This window comes from Paucibacter sp. XJ19-41, assembly GCF_028462495.1.
Taxonomy (GTDB): domain Bacteria; phylum Pseudomonadota; class Gammaproteobacteria; order Burkholderiales; family Burkholderiaceae_C; genus Roseateles_E.
This window is the reverse complement of the sequence record NZ_JAQOWX010000076.1, coordinates 1-18,430: the sequence shown is the minus strand read 5'-3', so window position 1 is coordinate 18,430 and position 18,430 is coordinate 1. Positions and strand designations below refer to the sequence as shown.

Below are 18,430 nucleotides of genomic sequence, written 5' to 3'. Positions count from 1 at the left end.
TATCTACATAAATATTTGGCGAGTAGCCGTTTCAGACGTAGCAGCTGCAGCCCAAGGCGCCCCAGAATGCTCCGGTCTCCGGCCCGCTGCTGCGAGCCGCACTGGCGACGGCTGTGTGGTCATGCCCATGCAGGCCGCAGGCGCTGGCACAGGCGCACATCGCGGCGTAGTGGTAGCGCTTCTCCTGCTCGGAGGCGCCGACGGCAGCGCTCTTGCGCGCCTGATAGCCGCCGTAGCGGCGCACCGGCGACCAGTCGGGTGAGGCCGGCGGCAGCGGCGGGGCCAGCGATTCATAAGTGCCGCTGCCGTGCACCGGCTGGCCGGCGACGACGGTCAGCACCGAGGTGATGTCCTGGATTTGGTCCTCGGGCACGCTCAGGTAGTCGCGGTCCAGCACCGCCAGGTCGGCAAAGGCGCCGGCCTTCAGCACGCCCTTCTTGCCGCTCTCGCGCGAGAACCAGGCGCCATCGGCCGTCATCAGGCGCAGCGCGGCGATGCGGTCCAGGCGCCGCTCCTCGGGGTAGAGCAGGGTGCCACCAATGGTGCGGCCCGACACCAGCCAGTACAGCGCCTGCCAGGGGTTGTAGCTGTTGACGCGGGTGGCGTCGGTGCCCAGGGTCACCGGCAGGCCTTGCGCCAGCATGCGCGTGACCGGCGGGGTCTCGGCCGTGGCCTTCAGGCCGTAGCGGCGGATGAAGTACTCGCCCTGCATCGACATGCGGTTCTGGATGGCGACGCCGCCGCCCAGCTTCTTGATGCGTTCCAGATTGGGCGGCGAGACGGTCTCGCAATGGTCGAAGAACCAGCCGAGCTTGTCGATCGGCAGCTCGCGATGCACCTTCTCGAACACATCGAGCGCGCGCGAGATCGTCTGGTCATAGGTGGCATGCATGCGCCAGGGCCAGCCATTGCCGGCCAGGAAGCGCACCACCCCTTCCAGATCGCCCTCCATCGCCTGCGGCATCTCGGGTCTGGGCATCAGGAAGTCCTCGAAATCCGCTGCCGAGAAGGCCAGCATCTCGCCGGCACCGTTGAGCCTGTAGAAATCGCTGCCGTCGCCGGGGCGGCCCATCTTGGCCCAGCGCTGGAAGTCGGCCAGCTCGCTCTTGGCCTTCTGCGGGAACAGGTTGTAGGCGATGCGCAGCGTCAACCGGCCGTCCTTGGCCAGCTTGTCGATGATGGTGTAGTCGTCCGGGTAGTTCTGGAAGCCGCCGCCGGCGTCGCCGACCGAGGTCACGCCCAGGCGGTTCTCCTCGCGCATGAAGTGCAGGGTCGAGTTCAGCTGTTGCTCGGGGTCGAGCTTGGGGCCGAAGTTCAGCGTGTTGTAGAGCACGAAGGCGTTCGGTTCGGCCAGCAGCAATCCGGTCGGCTCGCCGGTCTTGGCATCGCGCTCGATGATGGCGCCGGGCGGCTGCGGCGTGTCCTTGGTGTAGCCGACGGCGCGCAGCGCCGCGCGGTTCAGGAAGGCCATGTTGTAGAGGTTCAGCACGAACACCGGCGTGTCCGGTGCGGCCGCGTTCAGCTCGGCCAACGTGGGCATGCGTTTCTCGTCGAACTGGAACTCGTTCCAGCCGCCGACCACCCGCAGCCATTGCGGCGAGGGCGTGCGCGCCGCCTGCTCGCGCAGCATCTCCAGCGCCGCACCGAGGCTGCGCACGCCGTCCCAGCGCAACTCCAGGTTGTAGTTCAGGCCGCCGCGGATGATGTGCATATGCGAGTCGATCAGGCCCGGGATCACGCGGCGCTTGGCCAGGTCGACGATGCGGGTCCGGCTGTCGGCCAACTTGCTGATCTCGGCGTCGCTGCCGACGGCCATCACCAGCCCGGCTTTCAGCGCGATGGCCGTGGCCTCGGGCTTGGCCGGGTCCAATGTGGTGATGCGGCCGTTGCGCAGGATCAGATCGGGCGCGGCGCGACCATCGCCACCCTGGGCCAGCGTCGGCCCGGCCAGCACGCCCAGACCCAGGGCTGCAGCGGCCTCAAGGAAGTCGCGGCGCGAGGAGGGCGGCTCGCCGCCCTGAATGATCAGTTGTTTGAACATGGGATGGACCTCGTCGGCAAGAGTGGCGGATGCCGGTCCATCGTCGTGCCTAGGCCTGCTCTTGTCCTGCCTTCGTCGGCCGGGCTCCGGCTCCCTCGTAAGAGGCAGGCGCGGGGCCTGCCTGCCGTGGCTTGGGGTCTTGTTGTCGGGTTTGTTTTGCTGGCATCATGCCGGTGCTCGGCGTGTCGACCGATGCCTGGAGAGAGGGATGAAAGACGCTGTGGGACAGGCCCTGACGGGCGCCAATGCGCAGGCCCTGGATCTGCTGGAACAGGGGCTGCATCAGTTTCGCTGCCTCAACGGAGATCCGCTGGCCAGCGCCGAGGCCGCGCTGGCGGCCGCGCCCGAGCTGGTGATGGGCCAGGTGCTGAAGGCCTGGCTGCTGCTGCTGAGCACCGAGGCGCCGGCCCTGGCGCCAGCCCGCGCCGCCTTGGCTGACGCGCAGGCCCTGCCGCACAACGCGCGCGAAGCACTGCATCTGCGCGCCATCGAGGCGCTCTGCAAGGGCCGCTGGCATGAAGCCGGCCGGGTGCTGGAAGACCTCAGCTGCGACTATCCGCTGGACGCGCTGGCCTTGCAGGCCGGCCAGCAAATCGATTTCTTCACCGGCGATGCACGCATGCTGCGCGACCGCATGGCGCGTGTGCTGCCGGACTGGTCGGCGGCATTGCCGGGCTGGCACGCGGTGCTGGGCATGTATGCGTTCGGGCTGGAGGAGAACGGCGACTATCGCCATGCCGAGCAGCTGGGCCGCGAGGCCGTGGCTCTGCAGCCTCAGGACGCCTGGGCCCAGCATGCGGTGGCCCATGTGATGGAAATGCAGGGCCGGCGTCGCGAGGGGATGGCGTGGATGCGCGACAACGCCGGCTGGCAGCAGGGCAGCTTTCTGGGCGTGCACAACTGGTGGCACCTGGCCCTGTACCACCTGGCCGAGGGCGAGCACGAGGAGGTGCTGGCGCTGTACGACGGCCCGATCAACGGCCCGCACAGCACCATCGTGCTCGAGCTGGTCGATGCCAGCGCCTTGCTCTGGCGGCTGCAGCTGGCGGGAGTCGATGTCGGCGCGCGCTGGGCGACGCTGGCTGAGCGCTGGGCACCCCATGCGGCCAGTGCCAACTATGCGTTCAACGATATGCATGCGGCGATGGCATTCGCCTGCGCCGGCCGCGAGGATCTGGTCGGCGAGCTGCGCGCTGCGCAAGCCCTGGCCTTGCGCAGCGCGGACGACAACGCCGCTTTCCTGCGCGAGGTCGGCCAGCCCGCGACCGAGGCGGTGCTGGCTTTTACCGCCGGCCAGTACCGCCGCGCCGGCGAGCTGCTGCGGCCGCTGCGCAGCCATGCCCACCGTTTCGGTGGCAGCCATGCACAGCGCGATCTGCTGGACCAGACCCTGATCCGGGCGGCCAGCGCCGGCGGAGACGCCGCGCTGGCCCGGGCGCTGCTGAGCGAACGCCGCGCGCTGGCCGAGCAGCGCGCGGCCCAGCACTGAACCGAGCTGCCCGCTGCCGCACCAGGATGCCAGGCCGCCCGCTCAGATCTCGTCGATCACGGTCTGCTTGGCCTGCCCGCTCTCCAGCGAGAAGCGGTCGCGCGTGCGCACATAGAAGCTGGCGCCGAAGCGGCCCACCGGGTGGTAGTCCTGCAGGCGCACGCGCCAGGTCTCGGTATCGATCAGGCCTTCGCGGGCATGCAGCCAGCGCACCTGGCCGATGAAGATCTGGCGGCTGGCGGTTTCCAGCGTCTCCCACAGGGTGCATTCGAAGGCCACCGGCGCCTCGGCGATGCGCGCCGGCTTGACGAGTCGGCAGGGCGCCGCGTGCAGGCCCACATGGGCCAGCTCGCTGACATCCGGCGGCAAGCGCTCGCCGCAGCGGTGCATGGCCTCGGCCATGGCCTCGTCCGGCAGGTGAACGACGAACTCGCCGCTGCGCTGGATGTTGGCGGCGGTGTCCTTCAGCGCGCCGTCCTTGAGCCGGTTGACGCTGATCATCACGATCGGCGGCTCCTCGCCCAGCATATTGAACATGCTGAAGGGGGCGGCATTGACGACGCCGGCCTCGTTGACCGTCGTGACCAGCGCGATCGGCCGCGGCACGATCAGGCTGGCCATCAGCTTGTAGCGCTGGTACTCGGGGAGGGCGGCGAAGTCGATGTCCATGCGATGTCCGTGAGGCGCTAACTGAGGCCCAGCTTCTGGGCCAGGCTGGGTTCGGGTTGGGCGCTGTGCAGCACGATGCGCTGTTCCAGCTCGCGCAGATGCGCTTCCATCAGCTTCAGCGCGCCCTTGGCATTGCCGTTGGCGATGCAGTCGACGATGCGTTCGTGTTCCTCGTGCTCGCAGGCCGCATTGCCGGGCGGCTCGTACAGCGCGACGATCAGCGAGCAGCGCGAGATCAGCTCGGTCAGATAGCGCAGCAGCACCGGGTTGCGGCCCAGGGCCGCAACCTGCAGATGGAAGCTGCTGGCCAGCCGCGCCCAGGCCGGCTGGTCGAAGCGGTGCATGGCCTCGTGCTCCTGGGCCAGCTGCTTGCGCAGCGCGGCGATGTCGGCCTTGCTGGCGTGCGCCACGGCCAGCTCCAACAGAGCGCCCTCCAGCGCGCGGCGCGCCTCGAAGATCTGGCGCGTTTCCTCCGGCGTCGGCGCGGCGACCACGGCACCGCGGTTCAGGCGCAGCTCGACGATGTGGTCGTGGGCCAGGCGCTGCAACACCTTGCGCACCGTCGCGCGCTTGACGTCGAACAGCTCGCACAGCGCCGCCTCCGGCAGCTTGGTGCCGGGGGTCAGGCGTTGCTCCATCACGCCCTCGAACACCGAGCGGTAGATGCGCTCCTCGACGTCGACCGGGGCTTCGGGCTTGGCTATGCGGTTGGTGCTCATGGCTTTGTTGGTCAATGCGGTGCCAGGATTGTCGCCATTAAATGTCGACAATCTTCAGCGCCTCCATGTGCGCGGCGATTTGCCCGGGCGTGCACAGCCAGATCTCGCCGCGCCGCTGGGCAATGTGCGCCAGTGCCCGCCTCAGATGGCGCAGCCGGTAGGGCTGGCCGACCAGATAGGGGTGCAGCGCGATCCCCATCACCAGGGCCTGGCCATGGCGTTCGGTCTGCGCCAGCATCTCGTCGACGTTGTCGACGATCATCTGAGCGAAGTCCTTGGCGTCCATCTGCCGCGCCACCAGCATCGGGATGTCGTTGAGTTCCTGCGGATAGGGAATCGACCAGAGCGGGCGGCCGCTGCGGGTGCGCATCCGGGTCGGCTGGTCGTCGTGGCACCAGTTCAGCGTGTAGCGATAGCCGGCCTCGGCCAGCAGATCGGGCGTCAGCCGGCTCTCCGAGATCCAGGGCGACAGCCAGCCGGTGGCTGCCTGTCCCGAGCGGGCCTGGATCTCGTCACGGCAGGCGGTCAGCAGTGCGGCCTCGCGGGCCTCATCCCAGCCGCCCTGGCGCTCGGCGTTCGTGTGGCCATGGCCGATCAGCTCGTCGCCGCGCGCCAGCAGGGCGGCCACCAGCTCGGGGCAGTGCTGGTACAGAGCGGTATTGATCAGCGCGCCGGTGGGCAGTTGCAGGTCGTCGAACAGCTCCAGGCAGCGCCAGGCGCCGACCCGGTTACCGTACTCGCGCCAGCTGTGGTTCAGCACATCGGGCTCGGGGCTGACGGGGCCCAGCGCCGCACCCAGGCCCTCGCCGAAGGCGAAGTGCTCGACATTGAAACCGAGGTAGACGGCCAGGCGCCGGCCCTCGGGCCAGGTCCAGCGCGGGCGCCGCGTGATGGGCCGGTAGTCGAAGCGGCCGTGCGTGGGCAGAGGGTTCAGCATGGTGCGGCGATGCACCGGCGTGGCGCGAGGGGGTTGCGGGTTTGGGGCATCTGCGGTGATTTCTGAATTGTCGACAATCTAATAAGTTATTTGTTTGCAATAAACAGGCCATATGTTGACATGGCATGGAGTTTGCGAGTTGTCGCCGGTCATCCTTCAACCCCTGGAGCCTCCGATGTCCCTCAAGCTATCCCGTCGCCCCTTGTTGATCTGCGCCGCCGCGCTTGCGGCCCTGGGCCCGGCCCAGGCCCAGGAGCCCATCAAGATCGGCCTGGTGACCGCCTTGTCCGGCCAGTCGGCGCGTGCCGGCGAGGCCATCACCCGCGGTCTGGCGGTGGCCATCGACGAGATCAATGCCAAGGGCGGCCTGCTGGGCGGCCGCAAGCTGGAACTGGTGCGGCGCGACGACGAGGGCGCGCCGGCCAAGGGTGTGGTGGCGGCGCGGGAGCTGATCTTCAAGGAGAAAGTTGCGGTGCTGTTCGGCGGCCTGGACACGCCGGTGTCGATGGCCCTGGTGCCGCTGGCCAATCAGGAGAAGGTGCCTTTCATGGGCCCCTGGGCGGCCGGCACGCCGATCACCAAGAACGGCGCCAACCCGAACTTCGCCTTCCGCGTCTCGGCCGTCGACGAGATCGTCAACAAGGCGATGCTGCAGTACGCGCAGGCCACCTTCAAGGCCAGCAAGCCCGGCATGATCCTGGTCAACAACCCCTGGGGCGAGAGCAACGAGAAGGGTCTGGTCGCGGCGCTGGCGGCCAAGGGCCTGAAGGCGGTGGGCGTCGAGAAGTTCGAGGCCAATGACGTGGACGTGGTGCCGCAGCTGAGCCGACTGAAGGCCGCCGGCGCGGACAGCCTCTTCATGGTCGGCAACGTCGGCCCCTCGGCCCAGGTCGTCAAGTCGCTGGACCGCATGGGCTGGAAGGTGCCTATCGTCTCGCACTGGGGCCCTGCCGGCGGCCGCTTCACCGAGCTGGCCGGCCCGAACGCGAAGAGCGTGCATTTCGTGCAGACCTACAGCTTCTTCGGCAAGCAGACCCCGGTGGGCGAGAAGGTCATGAAGGCCTTGATGGCCAAATATTCCGACATCAAGGGCCCGGACGATGTGACCCCGGCGGTTGGCGTTGCCAATGCCTATGACGCGATGCAACTGGCGGCGCTGGCCATCACGGCGGCCGGCTCGACCGACGGCGACGCGGTACGCCAGGGCTTCTACAAGATCGGCCGCTACGAAGGCCTGATCAAGACCTATGACAAGCCCTTCACGGCCCAGGTGCATGACGCCGTGACCGAGAACGACTACGTCTGGGCCCAGTTCATCGACAACCGCATCCTGCCGGTCGCGAATTGACCCACCCCCTACCGGCTTCGCCGGCCCCCTCAAGGGGGCGAGCCCGTACGCCCGGCAAAGCCGGATCGTCGGGCTCCACTGGGTAAATCCCGCAACGAGGACGAGATGCTTCATTTATCCGCGCTGATCAGCGGCCTGGGCCTGGGCAGCATGTATGGCTTGATGGCCCTGGGCTTTCACGTCACCCATGCGGTCTCGGGCACGGTCAACTTTGCCCAGGGCAGTTCGATGATGCTGGGGGCCGTGCTCTGCTATGCGCTGGCGCAGGGTGCCGGCTGGCCCCTGCCGCTGGCGGCGCTGCTGGCGCTGGCAGGCTGCGCGGCCTACGGCCTGCTGGTCGAACGGCTGGCGGTGCGGCCCTTCGCGAGCCGCGGTTCGAACGCCTGGCTGATGTCCACCGTGGCTTTGGGCATCGTGTTGGATAACCTGGTGATGTTCGCCTTCGGCAAGGAGCCGCGCAGCCTGCCCTCGCCTCTGGCGACGACGCCGATCGAGCTGGGCGCGGTGGGCCTGGGCGTCTATCCGCTGCAGCTGCTGATCCCGCTGGTGGGCCTGGCGCTGGCCGGTGCGCTGCATGGGGTGGCACGGCACACGCGCTGGGGTGTCGCGATGCTGGCCGTGGTGCAGAACCCGGCCGCGGCGCGGCTGATGGGCATCCCGATCCAGCGCGTGATCGCGGTGGCCTTCGCGCTGTCGACGCTGTTCGCCGGCGTGGCCGGCGTGCTGATCGCGCCGCTGTTCAATGTGCATGCCGATATGGGCACGCTGTTCGGGCTGAAGGCCTTCGCGGTGGCGATGCTTGGCGGCATAGCCAGCGCCTGGGGCGTGATGGCGGCGGGCCTGCTGTTCGGTATCAGCGAGGCGCTGATCACCAGCACCCTGGGCTCCAGCTACACGCAGATCATCAGCTTTTCCCTCGTCATCCTGGTGCTGGCGTGCAAACCCAATGGCCTGTTCGGCCGCATGGAAGTGAAGAAGGTATGACGGGAGGCAAGACCTGGCCCTGGATTGCAGGCCTTGCGGTGCTGGGCGCCGGACTGGTGCTGGCGACAACACTGAACGGCTATTACGTCTTCGTGCTGGCCCAGGTGGCCCTGCTGGCCCTGGTGGGCATCGGCCTGAACGTGCTGATCGGCCTGTCCGGCCAGGTGTCCTTCGGGCACGTCGGCTTCTATGCGATCGGCGCCTATGCCGTGGCCATCCTGAGCGGCGCGGCCGGCTGGAGCTTCTGGGCTGCCTGGCCGGTGGCCCTGCTGGTCGCGGCGGCCGCCGGCGCGCTGCTGGCTTTGCCGGCGCTGCGCGTCAAGGGGCCTTACCTGGCGATGATCACCATCGCCTTCGGCTTCATCGTCGAGCATGGGGCCGCCGAATGGCGCGGCCTGACGGGCGGGCAGAACGGGCTGATGGGCTATGGCGGCCCCAGCCTGGGCGGCCTGGCCTCGGGCGAGCGCGCGGTGGCGATGCTGGCGCTGATCGCGGCGGCCCTGGCCTTCGTCGGCTACTGCCTGCTGGCGCGCGGCCGCTGGGGCGCGGGCCTGCGCGCGGTGCGCGACAGCGAGACCGCGGCCGAGGCTATCGGCCTGAAGCCGCTGCCGATCAAGGTCATGGCCTTTGCGGTTTCGGCCGGTCTGGCCGGCCTGGCCGGTGGCCTGTTCGCGCCGCTGGCGGGCATGGTGACGCCGGGCAGCTTTGCCTTCGTGCAGTCCATCCTCTTCGTGCTGGTGGTCGTGCTGGGCGGCGCCGGTTCGGCCATCGGCCCGCTGATCGGTGCGCTGATCGTGGGCCTGTTGCCCGAGGTCCTGAGCGGCATGGAGGAGTACCGGCTGCTGTTCTTCGGCGCCTTGCTGCTGGTCGTGCTCTGGGTGGCGCCGGATGGCGTGGCCGGTTTGCTGCAGCGCCTGTCGCAACACCTATGGCAACGACCGGAGACGCCGCTGATGGCCGGCGGCGTGAGCTTGCCGCTCGTCTCGCGGGTGCGCCAAGGCCTGAGCGCAGAAGGCCTGGGCCGGATGTTTGGCGGCGTGCGTGCGGTGCATGAGCTGAGCTTTATGGCCCAGCCCGGCGCGGTGACGGCCTTGATCGGCCCGAACGGCGCCGGCAAGACCACGGCGCTGAATCTGCTGAGCGGCTTCTACACGCCCAGCAGCGGCGGCTTCGCCCTGGGCGACAAGGCGCTGGCGGGCCAGCCGGCGCATGCGGTGGCGCGCGCCGGCCTGGCGCGCAGCTACCAGACCTCCCAGCTGTTCGGCTCGCTGAGCGTGCTGGATAACGTCGCTTTGGCCTGTCTGCGGGGCCGGCTCGGCGGGCTGTTCGGCGCGGCCGGCCTGCGCTCGGCGGCGGTACAGGCGCGCAGCCTGGCCTTGCTGGGCGCTTGCGGCTACGTCGGCGACGCGAACCTGCCGGCCGCCGATCTGCCCCATGTGGACCGCCGCGTCGTCGAGATCGCGCGCGCGCTGGCCACCGATCCCGACATGCTCCTGCTCGACGAGCCGGCCGCCGGCCTCTCGGCCGAGGACAAGCAGCGTCTGGCTGTGCTGCTGCGCCGCATCGCCGACGAGGCCGGTGTCGGCGTGCTGCTGGTCGAGCACGATATGAGCCTGGTGATGGGCGTGTCAGACCACATCGTTGTGCTGGATGCCGGCCAGCGCCTGGCGATGGGCACGCCGGCCGAGATCCAGGCCGATCCGCTGGTGCGCCGGGCCTATCTTGGCGATGACATGGGCGAGGACGGCAGGCTGGAAGCGCCGGTCGCCGCGCATGAATGCCAGCTCGGCACCGAGCTGCTGCATGTCGGCGCGCTGCACACCGGCTATGGCGCCGCGCCGGTGCTCAAGGGCATCGAGCTGCAGCTGCGCGAGGGCGAGCTGCTGGCCGTGCTGGGCGCCAACGGGGCCGGCAAGTCCACGCTGATGCGTGCGCTGGCCGGGCTGCAGCGGCCGGTGCAGGGCGGTATCCATCTGGCCGGCGAGGACCTGACCGATCTGGGCGCCGAGGCCATCGCCCGTCGAGGCCTGGTGCTGGTGCCCGAGGGCCGCCAGGTCTTCCCCGAGTTGAGCGTTCGGGACAATCTGCGCCTGGGCGGCTTCCTGCATCCCGAGGGGCTGGAGGCGCGCGCCGAAGCGATGCTGGAACGCTTCCCGCGCTTGAGAGAGCGCCTGCATCAGCGCGCCGGCCTGCTGTCGGGCGGCGAGCAGCAGATGCTGGCGGTGGCGCGCGGTCTGATGGCCAAGCCGCGCGTGCTGCTGCTGGACGAGCCCTCGCTGGGCCTGGCGCCCAAGGTCATCGCCGACCTGTTCGCGGTGCTGGCGCGGCTGCGCGCGGAGGGGCTGACGATTGTGCTGGTGGACCAGATGGCGGCGCTGGCGCTGGCGCTGGCCGACCGGGCCTGCGTGATCGAGGACGGGCAGGTGGTGCTGGCCGGCACGGCGGCCGAGGTGGCGGCCGATCCGGCGCTGCGAAAAGCCTATCTGGGCGCCTGAGGTGTCTTCCGGCAGCTGGGGCTGGGCCGGTCATACTGGCCACCCGCTTGACTGTTGCACAGGACAATACCGATGAAGACTTGGATCTCGATAGGGCTGGCCGCCGCCGCGCTGATCAGCACCGTGCCGGCGCAGGCCGATGACGTGCTGAAGGCCGCCATTGCCGGTGCGCAGCGCACGCCGGCCTTCATGGCGCGCGATGTCTGGCGCCACCCGTATGAAACGCTGAGCTTCTTCGGCCTGCGAGCGAGCGACACCGTGGTCGAGCTGAGCCCCGGCGGCGGCTGGTACACCGAAATCCTGGCCCCCTATCTGCGCGAGCGCGGCCGGCTGATCCTGGCCGGCGACGATCCGGCGTCGCCGCAGGCCTATTACCAGCGCAGCGCGGCGCGGCTGAAACAGAAGCTGCAGGCGCAGCCGGCGGTCTATGACAAGGTGCAGCTGACGGTGTTCGACGCCGGTGCCGGCAAGCTGGCCTATGCGCCGGCGGGCGCGGCCGATCTGGTGCTGACCTTCCGCAATGTGCACAACTGGATGAGCCATGGCGAGGCCAGGACGCAGGCGGTGTTCCAGAGCGTGTTCGACAGCCTGAAGCCCGGCGGCGTGTTCGGCGTGGTCGAGCATCGCTTGCCGGCCGACCGGGTGCAGGACGAGAAGGCCGCCAGCGGCTATGTGCAGCAGGCCTATGTCGTGCGGATGGCCGAGCGCGTCGGCTTCAAGCTGGCGGCCAGCAGCGAGATCAACGCCAACCCCAGGGACACGGCCGACCACGAGGGTGGGGTCTGGTCGCTGCCGCCGAGCTATGGGCTCAAGGACAAGGACCGGGCGCGCTACGAGGCGATCGGTGAGAGCGACCGCATGACGCTCAAGTTCGTCAAGCCCTGAGCCGCCGGCCGCCCTGGGGCCGGGTGTTGCCTGCGGGCTGGTTTGTCCCCGCTTGCGAGGCCGCACGCACAGGTATATAAACGAAAGCAATCCGGCATGGCGCCTACGCAGCAAACCCCGCAGTGATGCGGCTGTGATAGCAACACCTGGCCCCCAAAGATCTGAAGGCAATTCGTTTCTGTCACTCCTTGAGGAGGCGGTCATGGAACTTGAAGCGCAGTCGCATCGATGGGAGAGCCGCATGCCGGACTGGCCGGCGGCCGTGGTCGCGGGTCTGGTCGCGGGCGCGGTGGCGATGGTGATGGACCTGCTCTGGACCACGCTGATGCAGGGCGGCAATCCCTGGCATACCTCGCACCAGGTGGCCGCGATGCTGTTGGGCCCGGAGCTTCTGCAAGGCCCCACCCAGGCCTTCAATCTCGGCGTGGTCGCGACGGCGATGGCGATCCACTACGGCCTTGGCATCGTGTTCGGCTGCATCGTCGCCTTCATCGTCACCGGCTTTCATTACGAAGGCAGCCTGCCGATGCTGGAGATCGTCGGCGGCCTGTTCGGCATCGCGCTGTACTTCATCAATTTCTACGGCATGGTGCGGCTCTTCCCCTGGGTCGCCGAGATGCGCAGCGGTGCCTATCTGGTCGAGCATCTGGTGTTCGGCATGGTGGCCGCCAGCGTCTACTGGAAGCTGTCGCGGCGCGGCGCGGCCGCAGACTGACCCGGCTGGCGGCGGCGCTTTCGGGCGCCGCTTCCACGTATGAAGACAAGAACAGGAGGAGGCTGGCATGCTCATCGCCATCACCCTGGCCGTCATCGTCCTGGCGTCGCTGCTGTTTCACTACATCAATCCCTGGCACCCGCCGGCGCTGGCTTCCAACTGGAAGCAGATGGACGACACGCTGACGATCACCTTCGTGATCACCGGCATCTTCTTCGTGATCCTGAATCTGTTCCTGGTCTATGTGATCTGGCGCTTCAGGCGGCACGGCAGCAAGGCCACCGAGACCGTCGCCTATCAGCCGGTCAATCACAAGCTGGAGCGCTGGCTGACGGTGATCACGACGGTGGGCATCGTCGCGCTGCTGGCGCCCGGACTGAAGGTCTATGCCGACTATGTGACGCCGCCCAAGGATGCGCTGGAGGTCGAGGTGCTGGGCTCGCAATGGCAATGGCGCTACCGCTTTCCGGGCGCCGACGGCCAGCTCGGCGCCACCGATGCGCGCTTTGTCACGGCCAGCAATCCCTTCGGTCTCGACCCCGACGATGCCAAGGGTCAGGACGATGCGCTGGTCGATGCCAGCGAGTTGCATCTGCCGCTGAACCAGCCGGTCAAGATCCTGCTGCGCGCCCACGATGTGCTGCATGACTTCTATGTGCCGCCGTTTCGCGCGCGCATGAATATGGTGCCGGGTCTGGTCACGACCTTCTGGTTCACACCGACCCAGGCCGGCCGCTTCGAGGCCATGTGCGCCCAGCTGTGCGGGGTCGGCCATGCCGCGATGCGCGGCCTGGTGGTGGTCGAGGAGGCGCCGGCCTTCCAGGCCTGGCTGGCGGGCAAGCCCAGCTTTGCCGCCGCCTCCAAGCCGGCCCCGGTCGCGACGGTCGATGGCGGTAGCAGCGATCCGCTGGCCATGGGCCTGGCCGTGGCGAAGGCCAAGGCCTGCGTGGCCTGCCATTCGGTAGATGGCAGTGCTGGTGTGGGGCCGAGCTGGAAGGGCCTGTATGGCAAGACCGAGGCCTTTGCCGACGGCTCCAAGGAGAAGATCGACGACGCGGTGCTGGCACGCGAGATCCGCGAGCCGGCGGCCAAGGTGGTGCAGGGCTTTGCGCCCATCATGCCCAAGTCGGAACTCAGCGAGGCGGAGGTGACGGCCCTGGTGGCTTACATCCGCTCGCTGGATCCGGTCAAGAACTGAGGGAGGCGCGCATGCACGACGAACAGCACGACGAGCACGAACAGCATCACGAGCCGCAGAGCTTCTTCACCAAATACGTCTGGAGCCAGGACCACAAGGTCATCGCGATCCAGTACGGCGGCACCGCCGTCGTCGTCGGTCTGGTGGGCCTGCTGCTGTCGAACCTGATGCGCCTGCAGATCGGCTTCCCCGGCTACTTCGACTTCATCAATGCCGAGCGCTATTACCAGTTCGTCACGATGCACGGCATGATCATGGTGGTGTACCTGCTGACCGCGCTGTTCCTCGGCGGCTTCGGCAACTACCTGATCCCGCTGATGGTGGGCGCGCGGGACATGGTGTTCCCCTATCTGAACATGCTCAGCTTCTGGGTCTATCTGCTGTCGGTCATCGTGCTGATGGCCAGCTTCTTCGTGCCCGGCGGTCCGACCGGCGCCGGCTGGACCCTCTACCCGCCGCAGGCCATCCTGCCCGGCACGCCGGGTCATGACTGGGGCATCATCCTGATGCTGGTTTCGCTGGTGATCTTCATCGTCGCCGCGACCATGGGCGGTCTCAACTATGTGAGCACGGTGCTGCAGGCGCGCTGCCGTGGCATGACGCTCCTGCGCATGCCGTTGACCGTCTGGGGCATCTTCACCGCGACGATTCTGGCCCTGCTGGCTTTTCCGGCCCTGTTCGTCAGCGGCCTGATGATGCTGCTGGACAAGACCATAGGCACGAGCTTCTTCATGCCGGCCCTGGTCTCGCTGGGCCAGGTCAGCGACTACAAGGGCGGCACGCCGCTGCTGTTCCAGCATCTGTTCTGGTTCTTTGGCCACCCGGAGGTCTATATCGTCGCGCTGCCAGCCTTCGGCATCGTCTCCGACCTGATCAGCGTGCATGCGCGCAAATGCATCTTCGGCTACCGGACCATGGTCTGGGCCATCCTGGCGATCGCCGTGCTCAGCTTCATCGTCTGGGCCCACCATATGTTCGTCAGCGGCATGAATCCCTACTTCGGCTTCTTCTTCGCCACCAGCACACTGATCATCGCGGTGCCCACCGCGATCAAGGTCTACAACTGGCTGCTGACCCTGTGGCGTGGCGACATCCATCTGTCGGTGCCCATGCTGTTCGCGCTGGCCTTCATCTCGACCTTCATCGTCGGCGGGCTGACCGGCCTGTTCCTGGGCAATGTCTCGGTCGACATCCCGCTGTCGGGCAGCTACTTCGTCGTCGCTCACTTCCATATGGTGATGGGTGTGGCGCCGCTGCTGGTGGTGTTCGGCGCGATCTACCACTGGTACCCGAAGATCACCGGCCGCATGCTGGACGACCGCCTGGGCCACTTCCATTTCTGGGTCACCTTCATCGGCACCTATCTGATCTATTTCCCTATGCACTATCTGGGGCTGCTGGGCATGCCGCGGCGCTACTACGACTACAAGCCCTATGACTCCTTCCCCGAGTCGGCCCACCAGCTCAATGTCTTCATCACCGTGGTGGCCATCATCGTCGGCGTGGTGCAACTGGTCTATGTCTGGAACCTGATCTGGAGCGCCTTCAAGGGACGCAAGGCCGAGCCCAACCCCTGGCGTGCGGCCTCGCTGGAATGGCAAACCCCCGACACGCCGCCGCGCCACGGCAACTGGGGCCCGGCCCTGCCGGTCGTACATCGCTGGGCTTATGCCTATAGCGTGCCCGGCGCCAAGCAGGACTTCATCGCGCAGAACGCGCCGCTGTCCGAGGGCGGTGTCGAGGAGGATGAGGGCGGGGCGCATGGCGCCAAGGGAGCACGGGCATGAGCGCAGTCTTTCCAGTCGAAGAGTTCGCGGTCGACCGGCCGCAGGCCGCCAGCATCGCGCTGTGGGTCTTCATCGGCGTGGCCTGCGCCTTGTTCGGCCTGTTCTTCGCCGCCTATGTGATGCGGCTGGAGAGCGCCGAAGGCTATCCGCTGGCGCTGCCCTGGCAGTTCTGGCTCAGCACGAGTCTGCTGCTGGCCGGCAGTGTCGCACTGGAGTTGGCCTTGCGTACCCGTGGCAGCCGGCCCTGGCTGCTGGCCGGTGGCCTGCTGGCGCTGGGCTTTGTGCTGGTGCAGCTGTGGGCCTGGTCGGCGTTGCTGGCCGAGCGGGTGGTGCCGGCCGGCAACCCGGCGGCGAGCTTTCTGTATCTGCTGACTGCGATGCACGGCCTGCATGTGCTGGGCGGTCTGGGCGGCTGGTGGCTGGCCTGGCGCGATCCGGGCGCACGCTGGCGCATCGCGCTGTGTGCGCGCTTCTGGCATTTCCTGCTGCTGCTCTGGGTGGGCCTGTTCGCGACCCTGGGCCTGATGACCCCGGACCTGGTGCGCGCCATCTGCGGCGGCTGACGAGAAGGAGGTTCCGATGAGCAATCACAGCGTTCCCGGCGGCCAGGCCCAGGGCTGGCGCGGCCTGGTGGCCGATTTCTCGGGCGACCGCGAAGCCTTTGCCGTCTCCTGGGGCAAGGCGATGATGTGGATCTTCCTGCTCAGCGACACCTTTGTGTTCGGCTGTTTCCTGACCGGCTATATGACGGTGCGGGCCTCCACCACCGTGCCCTGGCCCAATCCCAGCGAGGTCTTCGCCCTGCATGTCGGCGGCACGAACGTGCCCCTGCTGCTGATCGCCATCATGACTTTCGTGCTGATCACCAGCAGCGGCACGATGGCGATGGCGGTGATGCGAGGCTATGCGCGCGACCGCAAGAATGCCGCGCTGCTGATCTTCGCGACCGCGTTGCTGGGCGCCTGCTTCGTTGGCATGCAGGCGTTTGAATGGAGCAAGCTGATCGAGGAGGGCGTGCGGCCCTGGGGCAACCCGATGGGGGCGGCCCAGTTCGGCGCCACCTTCTTCATGATCACCGGCTTCCACGGCCTGCATGTGTCGATCGGCGTGATCTATCTGATCATCGTCGGCATCAAGGTGCGACGCGGCGACTACGAGAAAAGCGGCAACTACCAGATCGTCGAGATCGCCGGCTTGTACTGGCACTTCGTTGATCTGGTCTGGGTCTTCATCTTTGCCTTTTTCTACCTCTGGTGAGCGAGGTGACGCGATGAGTACGCAACAACACCCGATAGGCCTGTACCTGAAGATCTGGCTGCTGCTTTTTGTGCTCAGCGCCATGTCTTACGCGGTGGACTATATGCATCTGCAAGGGCTGCTGCGCTGGAGCCTGATCCTGCTTTTCATGACGCTGAAGGCCGGTCTGATCATCGCCGTCTTCATGCACATGGCCTGGGAGCGCCTGGCGCTGATCTACGCCATCCTCTTGCCGCCCCTGCTGCTGCTGGTGCTGGTCGGGCTGATGTATGCCGAGGCCCAGTACACCTGGCTGACCCGGCTGCTGTTCTTCCGCTGATATGTCGGTACCTTCACAAGACATCGCGCTGCTGGCGGCCGGGCCGAGCAGCCGGCCCCTGTGGCGCGAGTACCTGGTGCTGACCAAGCCGCGCGTCGTCGCGCTGATGCTGTTCACCGTGCTGGTGGGCATGCTGCTGGCCGCGCGCACGCCGCTGCCCTGGACCTTGTGGCTGGGCGCACCGCTGGGCATCGCCCTGGTGGCCGGCGCAGCGGCCGCGATCAACCATCTGGTGGACCGCCGCATCGACGCGCTGATGGCCCGCACCCGCGCCCGCCCGCTGCCGCGCGGCAAGCTCAGCGGCGGCCAGGTCCTGCTGTTCGCGCTCGCCCTGGGCATGGCCGGCATGGCCCTGCTGCTGTTGACCACCAACCTGCTGTGCGCGCTGCTGACCCTGGCCTCGCTGCTGGGCTATGCGGTGGTCTACAGCCTCTATCTGAAGCATGCGACGCCGCAGAACATCGTCATCGGCGGCGCGGCCGGCGCGGCCCCGCCGCTGCTGGGCTGGGTCGCCGTCAGCGGGGCGCTCGATCCCGGCGCGCTGACCCTGTTTCTGATCATCTTCATCTGGACCCCGCCGCACTTCTGGGCCCTGGCCATCCATCGCCGCGAGGACTATGCGCGCGCCGCCGTGCCCATGCTGCCGGTGCTGCATGGCGTGGCCTACACGACGCGGCGTATCTGGGCCTACACCCTGGCCCTGCTGGCGGTCAGCCTACTGCCGGTGGCGATAGGCATGAGCGGCGCACTCTATCTGCTCGGTGCCGTGCTGCTGGGCGCGCGCTATGCCGAGCTGTCCTGGCGGCTGCGGCGTGACGAGCGCCTGGCCATGCCCAGCTTCCGCTATTCCATCGTCTATCTGTTCGGCCTGTTCGGACTGCTGCTGGCCGATCACTTCTTGTTGCGCTGAATCCAGCACCGGGCTCGGGCCATACTTGGCCGATGCAAGACGACAAGACCGCTACTCCCACCATCGCCTTTATCGGCGCCGGCCGTCTCGGCCGCTGCCTGGCCCAGGCCTTGGCAGCCGCTGGCGAGACCGTGCTGGCGCCGCTGGGCCGCAGGGATGACACGGCCGCCGCGCTGGCTGCCGATCTGGTGTTCCTGACCGTGCCCGATGACGCGATCGCAGCGCTGGCGTGCAGCCTGCCGTGGCGACATGGCCAGGCGGTCGTGCATTGCAGCGGCGCCACCGAGCTGGCCGCACTGGAAGCCGCTGCGGCGGCGGGCGCCGCGGTCGGCGGCTTCCATCCGCTGCAGATATTCACGGCCGACACGCAGCAGTCCGCCGCCCTGCTGGCCGGCTCCTGCGTCGCGATCGAGGCTGCGTCGCCGCTGCTGGGCGAGCTGCAGCGACTGGCGAGTCTGCTGCGGATGCGGCCGCTGAGCTTGCCGCCGGGCAGCCGCGCCGCCTATCACGGCGCTGCCAGCTTCGCGGCCAGCTTTTTGCTGTCGATGCTGGACGAGGCCGCCCAGGTCTGGGCTGCCGCCGGTCTGCCGCAAGACCTGACCCTGCCGGCCCTGCTGCCGCTGGCGCGCGGCACCCTGGCGGCGGCCGAGGCGCGCGGCCTGGCCGGCGCGCTGGCC

Annotated in this window: 17 protein-coding genes; 13 read left to right on the top strand and 4 right to left on the bottom strand. The window is 68.0% G+C overall.

Annotation, left to right across the window (positions count from 1 at the left end):
- Window positions 1–31 precede the first annotated feature (31 nt).
- Window positions 32–2,041, bottom strand: a complete 2,010-nt coding sequence (locus PO768_RS18650; protein WP_272647252.1) for an amidohydrolase — start codon at window positions 2,039–2,041, stop codon at window positions 32–34.
- A gap of 208 nt (window positions 2,042–2,249) precedes the next feature.
- Here PO768_RS18650 and PO768_RS18645 point away from each other — a divergent pair, with 208 nt between their 5' ends.
- Window positions 2,250–3,530, top strand: a complete 1,281-nt coding sequence (locus PO768_RS18645) for a tetratricopeptide repeat protein (protein WP_272647251.1) — start codon at window positions 2,250–2,252, stop codon at window positions 3,528–3,530.
- A 42-nt stretch (window positions 3,531–3,572) separates the two neighbouring features.
- Here the strand turns inward: PO768_RS18645 and PO768_RS18640 are convergent, their stop codons facing one another.
- Genes PO768_RS18640 through PO768_RS18630 form a run of 3 tightly spaced genes read right to left on the bottom strand, consistent with a single transcriptional unit; the run spans window position 3,573 to window position 5,855 of the window.
- Window positions 3,573–4,199 carry a flavin reductase family protein gene (locus tag PO768_RS18640; RefSeq protein WP_272647250.1) on the bottom strand — a complete coding sequence of 209 codons (627 nt, stop codon included), beginning with the start codon at window positions 4,197–4,199 and terminating at the stop codon, window positions 3,573–3,575.
- 17 nt (window positions 4,200–4,216) lie between these two features.
- Entirely contained in the window at window positions 4,217–4,918 is a 702-nt protein-coding gene (locus PO768_RS18635; RefSeq protein WP_137941408.1) for a GntR family transcriptional regulator, read from the bottom strand.
- Window positions 4,919–4,955: 37 nt separating this feature from the next.
- Complete coding sequence (locus PO768_RS18630) at window positions 4,956–5,855, bottom strand: polysaccharide deacetylase family protein (RefSeq protein ID WP_272647249.1); 900 nt, start codon at window positions 5,853–5,855, stop codon at window positions 4,956–4,958.
- Between the two features lie 175 nt (window positions 5,856–6,030).
- Between PO768_RS18630 and PO768_RS18625 the strand changes: the two genes are divergently transcribed.
- The 12 genes from PO768_RS18625 to PO768_RS18570 all read left to right on the top strand — a co-directional run.
- Complete coding sequence (locus PO768_RS18625; protein WP_272647248.1) at window positions 6,031–7,203, top strand: ABC transporter substrate-binding protein; 1,173 nt, start codon at window positions 6,031–6,033, stop codon at window positions 7,201–7,203.
- A gap of 105 nt (window positions 7,204–7,308) precedes the next feature.
- Window positions 7,309–8,187 (top strand): branched-chain amino acid ABC transporter permease, encoded by an 879-nt coding sequence (locus PO768_RS18620; RefSeq protein ID WP_272647247.1) that lies wholly within the window; start codon window positions 7,309–7,311, stop codon window positions 8,185–8,187.
- A complete protein-coding gene (locus PO768_RS18615; protein ID WP_272647246.1) occupies window positions 8,184–10,682 on the top strand; it encodes a branched-chain amino acid ABC transporter ATP-binding protein/permease in 2,499 nt (832 codons plus the stop codon). The genes PO768_RS18620 and PO768_RS18615 overlap by 4 nt, the downstream gene beginning before the upstream one ends.
- Window positions 10,683–10,754: 72 nt before the next feature.
- Window positions 10,755–11,567: a class I SAM-dependent methyltransferase gene (locus PO768_RS18610; protein WP_272647245.1), complete on the top strand. Its 813-nt coding sequence runs from the start codon at window positions 10,755–10,757 to the stop codon at window positions 11,565–11,567.
- A 202-nt stretch (window positions 11,568–11,769) separates the two neighbouring features.
- Window positions 11,770–12,282, top strand: a complete 513-nt coding sequence (locus PO768_RS18605; protein WP_262971369.1) for a hypothetical protein — start codon at window positions 11,770–11,772, stop codon at window positions 12,280–12,282.
- Window positions 12,283–12,349: 67 nt separating this feature from the next.
- Entirely contained in the window at window positions 12,350–13,480 is a 1,131-nt protein-coding gene (locus tag PO768_RS18600) for a cytochrome c oxidase subunit II (protein ID WP_272647244.1), read from the top strand.
- Window positions 13,481–13,491: 11 nt separating this feature from the next.
- Window positions 13,492–15,267 (top strand): cytochrome c oxidase subunit I, encoded by a 1,776-nt coding sequence (gene ctaD, locus PO768_RS18595; protein ID WP_272647243.1) that lies wholly within the window; start codon window positions 13,492–13,494, stop codon window positions 15,265–15,267.
- Complete coding sequence (locus PO768_RS18590) at window positions 15,264–15,830, top strand: bb3-type cytochrome oxidase subunit III (protein WP_137941417.1); 567 nt, start codon at window positions 15,264–15,266, stop codon at window positions 15,828–15,830. Before ctaD ends, PO768_RS18590 begins: the two co-directional genes overlap by 4 nt.
- Window positions 15,831–15,846: 16 nt before the next feature.
- Window positions 15,847–16,524, top strand: coding sequence for a heme-copper oxidase subunit III family protein (locus tag PO768_RS18585; RefSeq protein WP_137941418.1), 678 nt, complete (start codon window positions 15,847–15,849; stop codon window positions 16,522–16,524).
- Between the two features lie 13 nt (window positions 16,525–16,537).
- Entirely contained in the window at window positions 16,538–16,843 is a 306-nt protein-coding gene (locus tag PO768_RS18580; protein WP_137941419.1) for a cytochrome C oxidase subunit IV family protein, read from the top strand.
- Window position 16,844: 1 nt separating this feature from the next.
- Window positions 16,845–17,753 carry a heme o synthase gene (gene cyoE, locus PO768_RS18575; RefSeq protein ID WP_272647242.1) on the top strand — a complete coding sequence of 303 codons (909 nt, stop codon included), beginning with the start codon at window positions 16,845–16,847 and terminating at the stop codon, window positions 17,751–17,753.
- Between the two features lie 32 nt (window positions 17,754–17,785).
- On the top strand, window positions 17,786–18,430 hold a 645-nt coding region (locus tag PO768_RS18570), incomplete at its 3' end, for a DUF2520 domain-containing protein (RefSeq protein WP_272647241.1).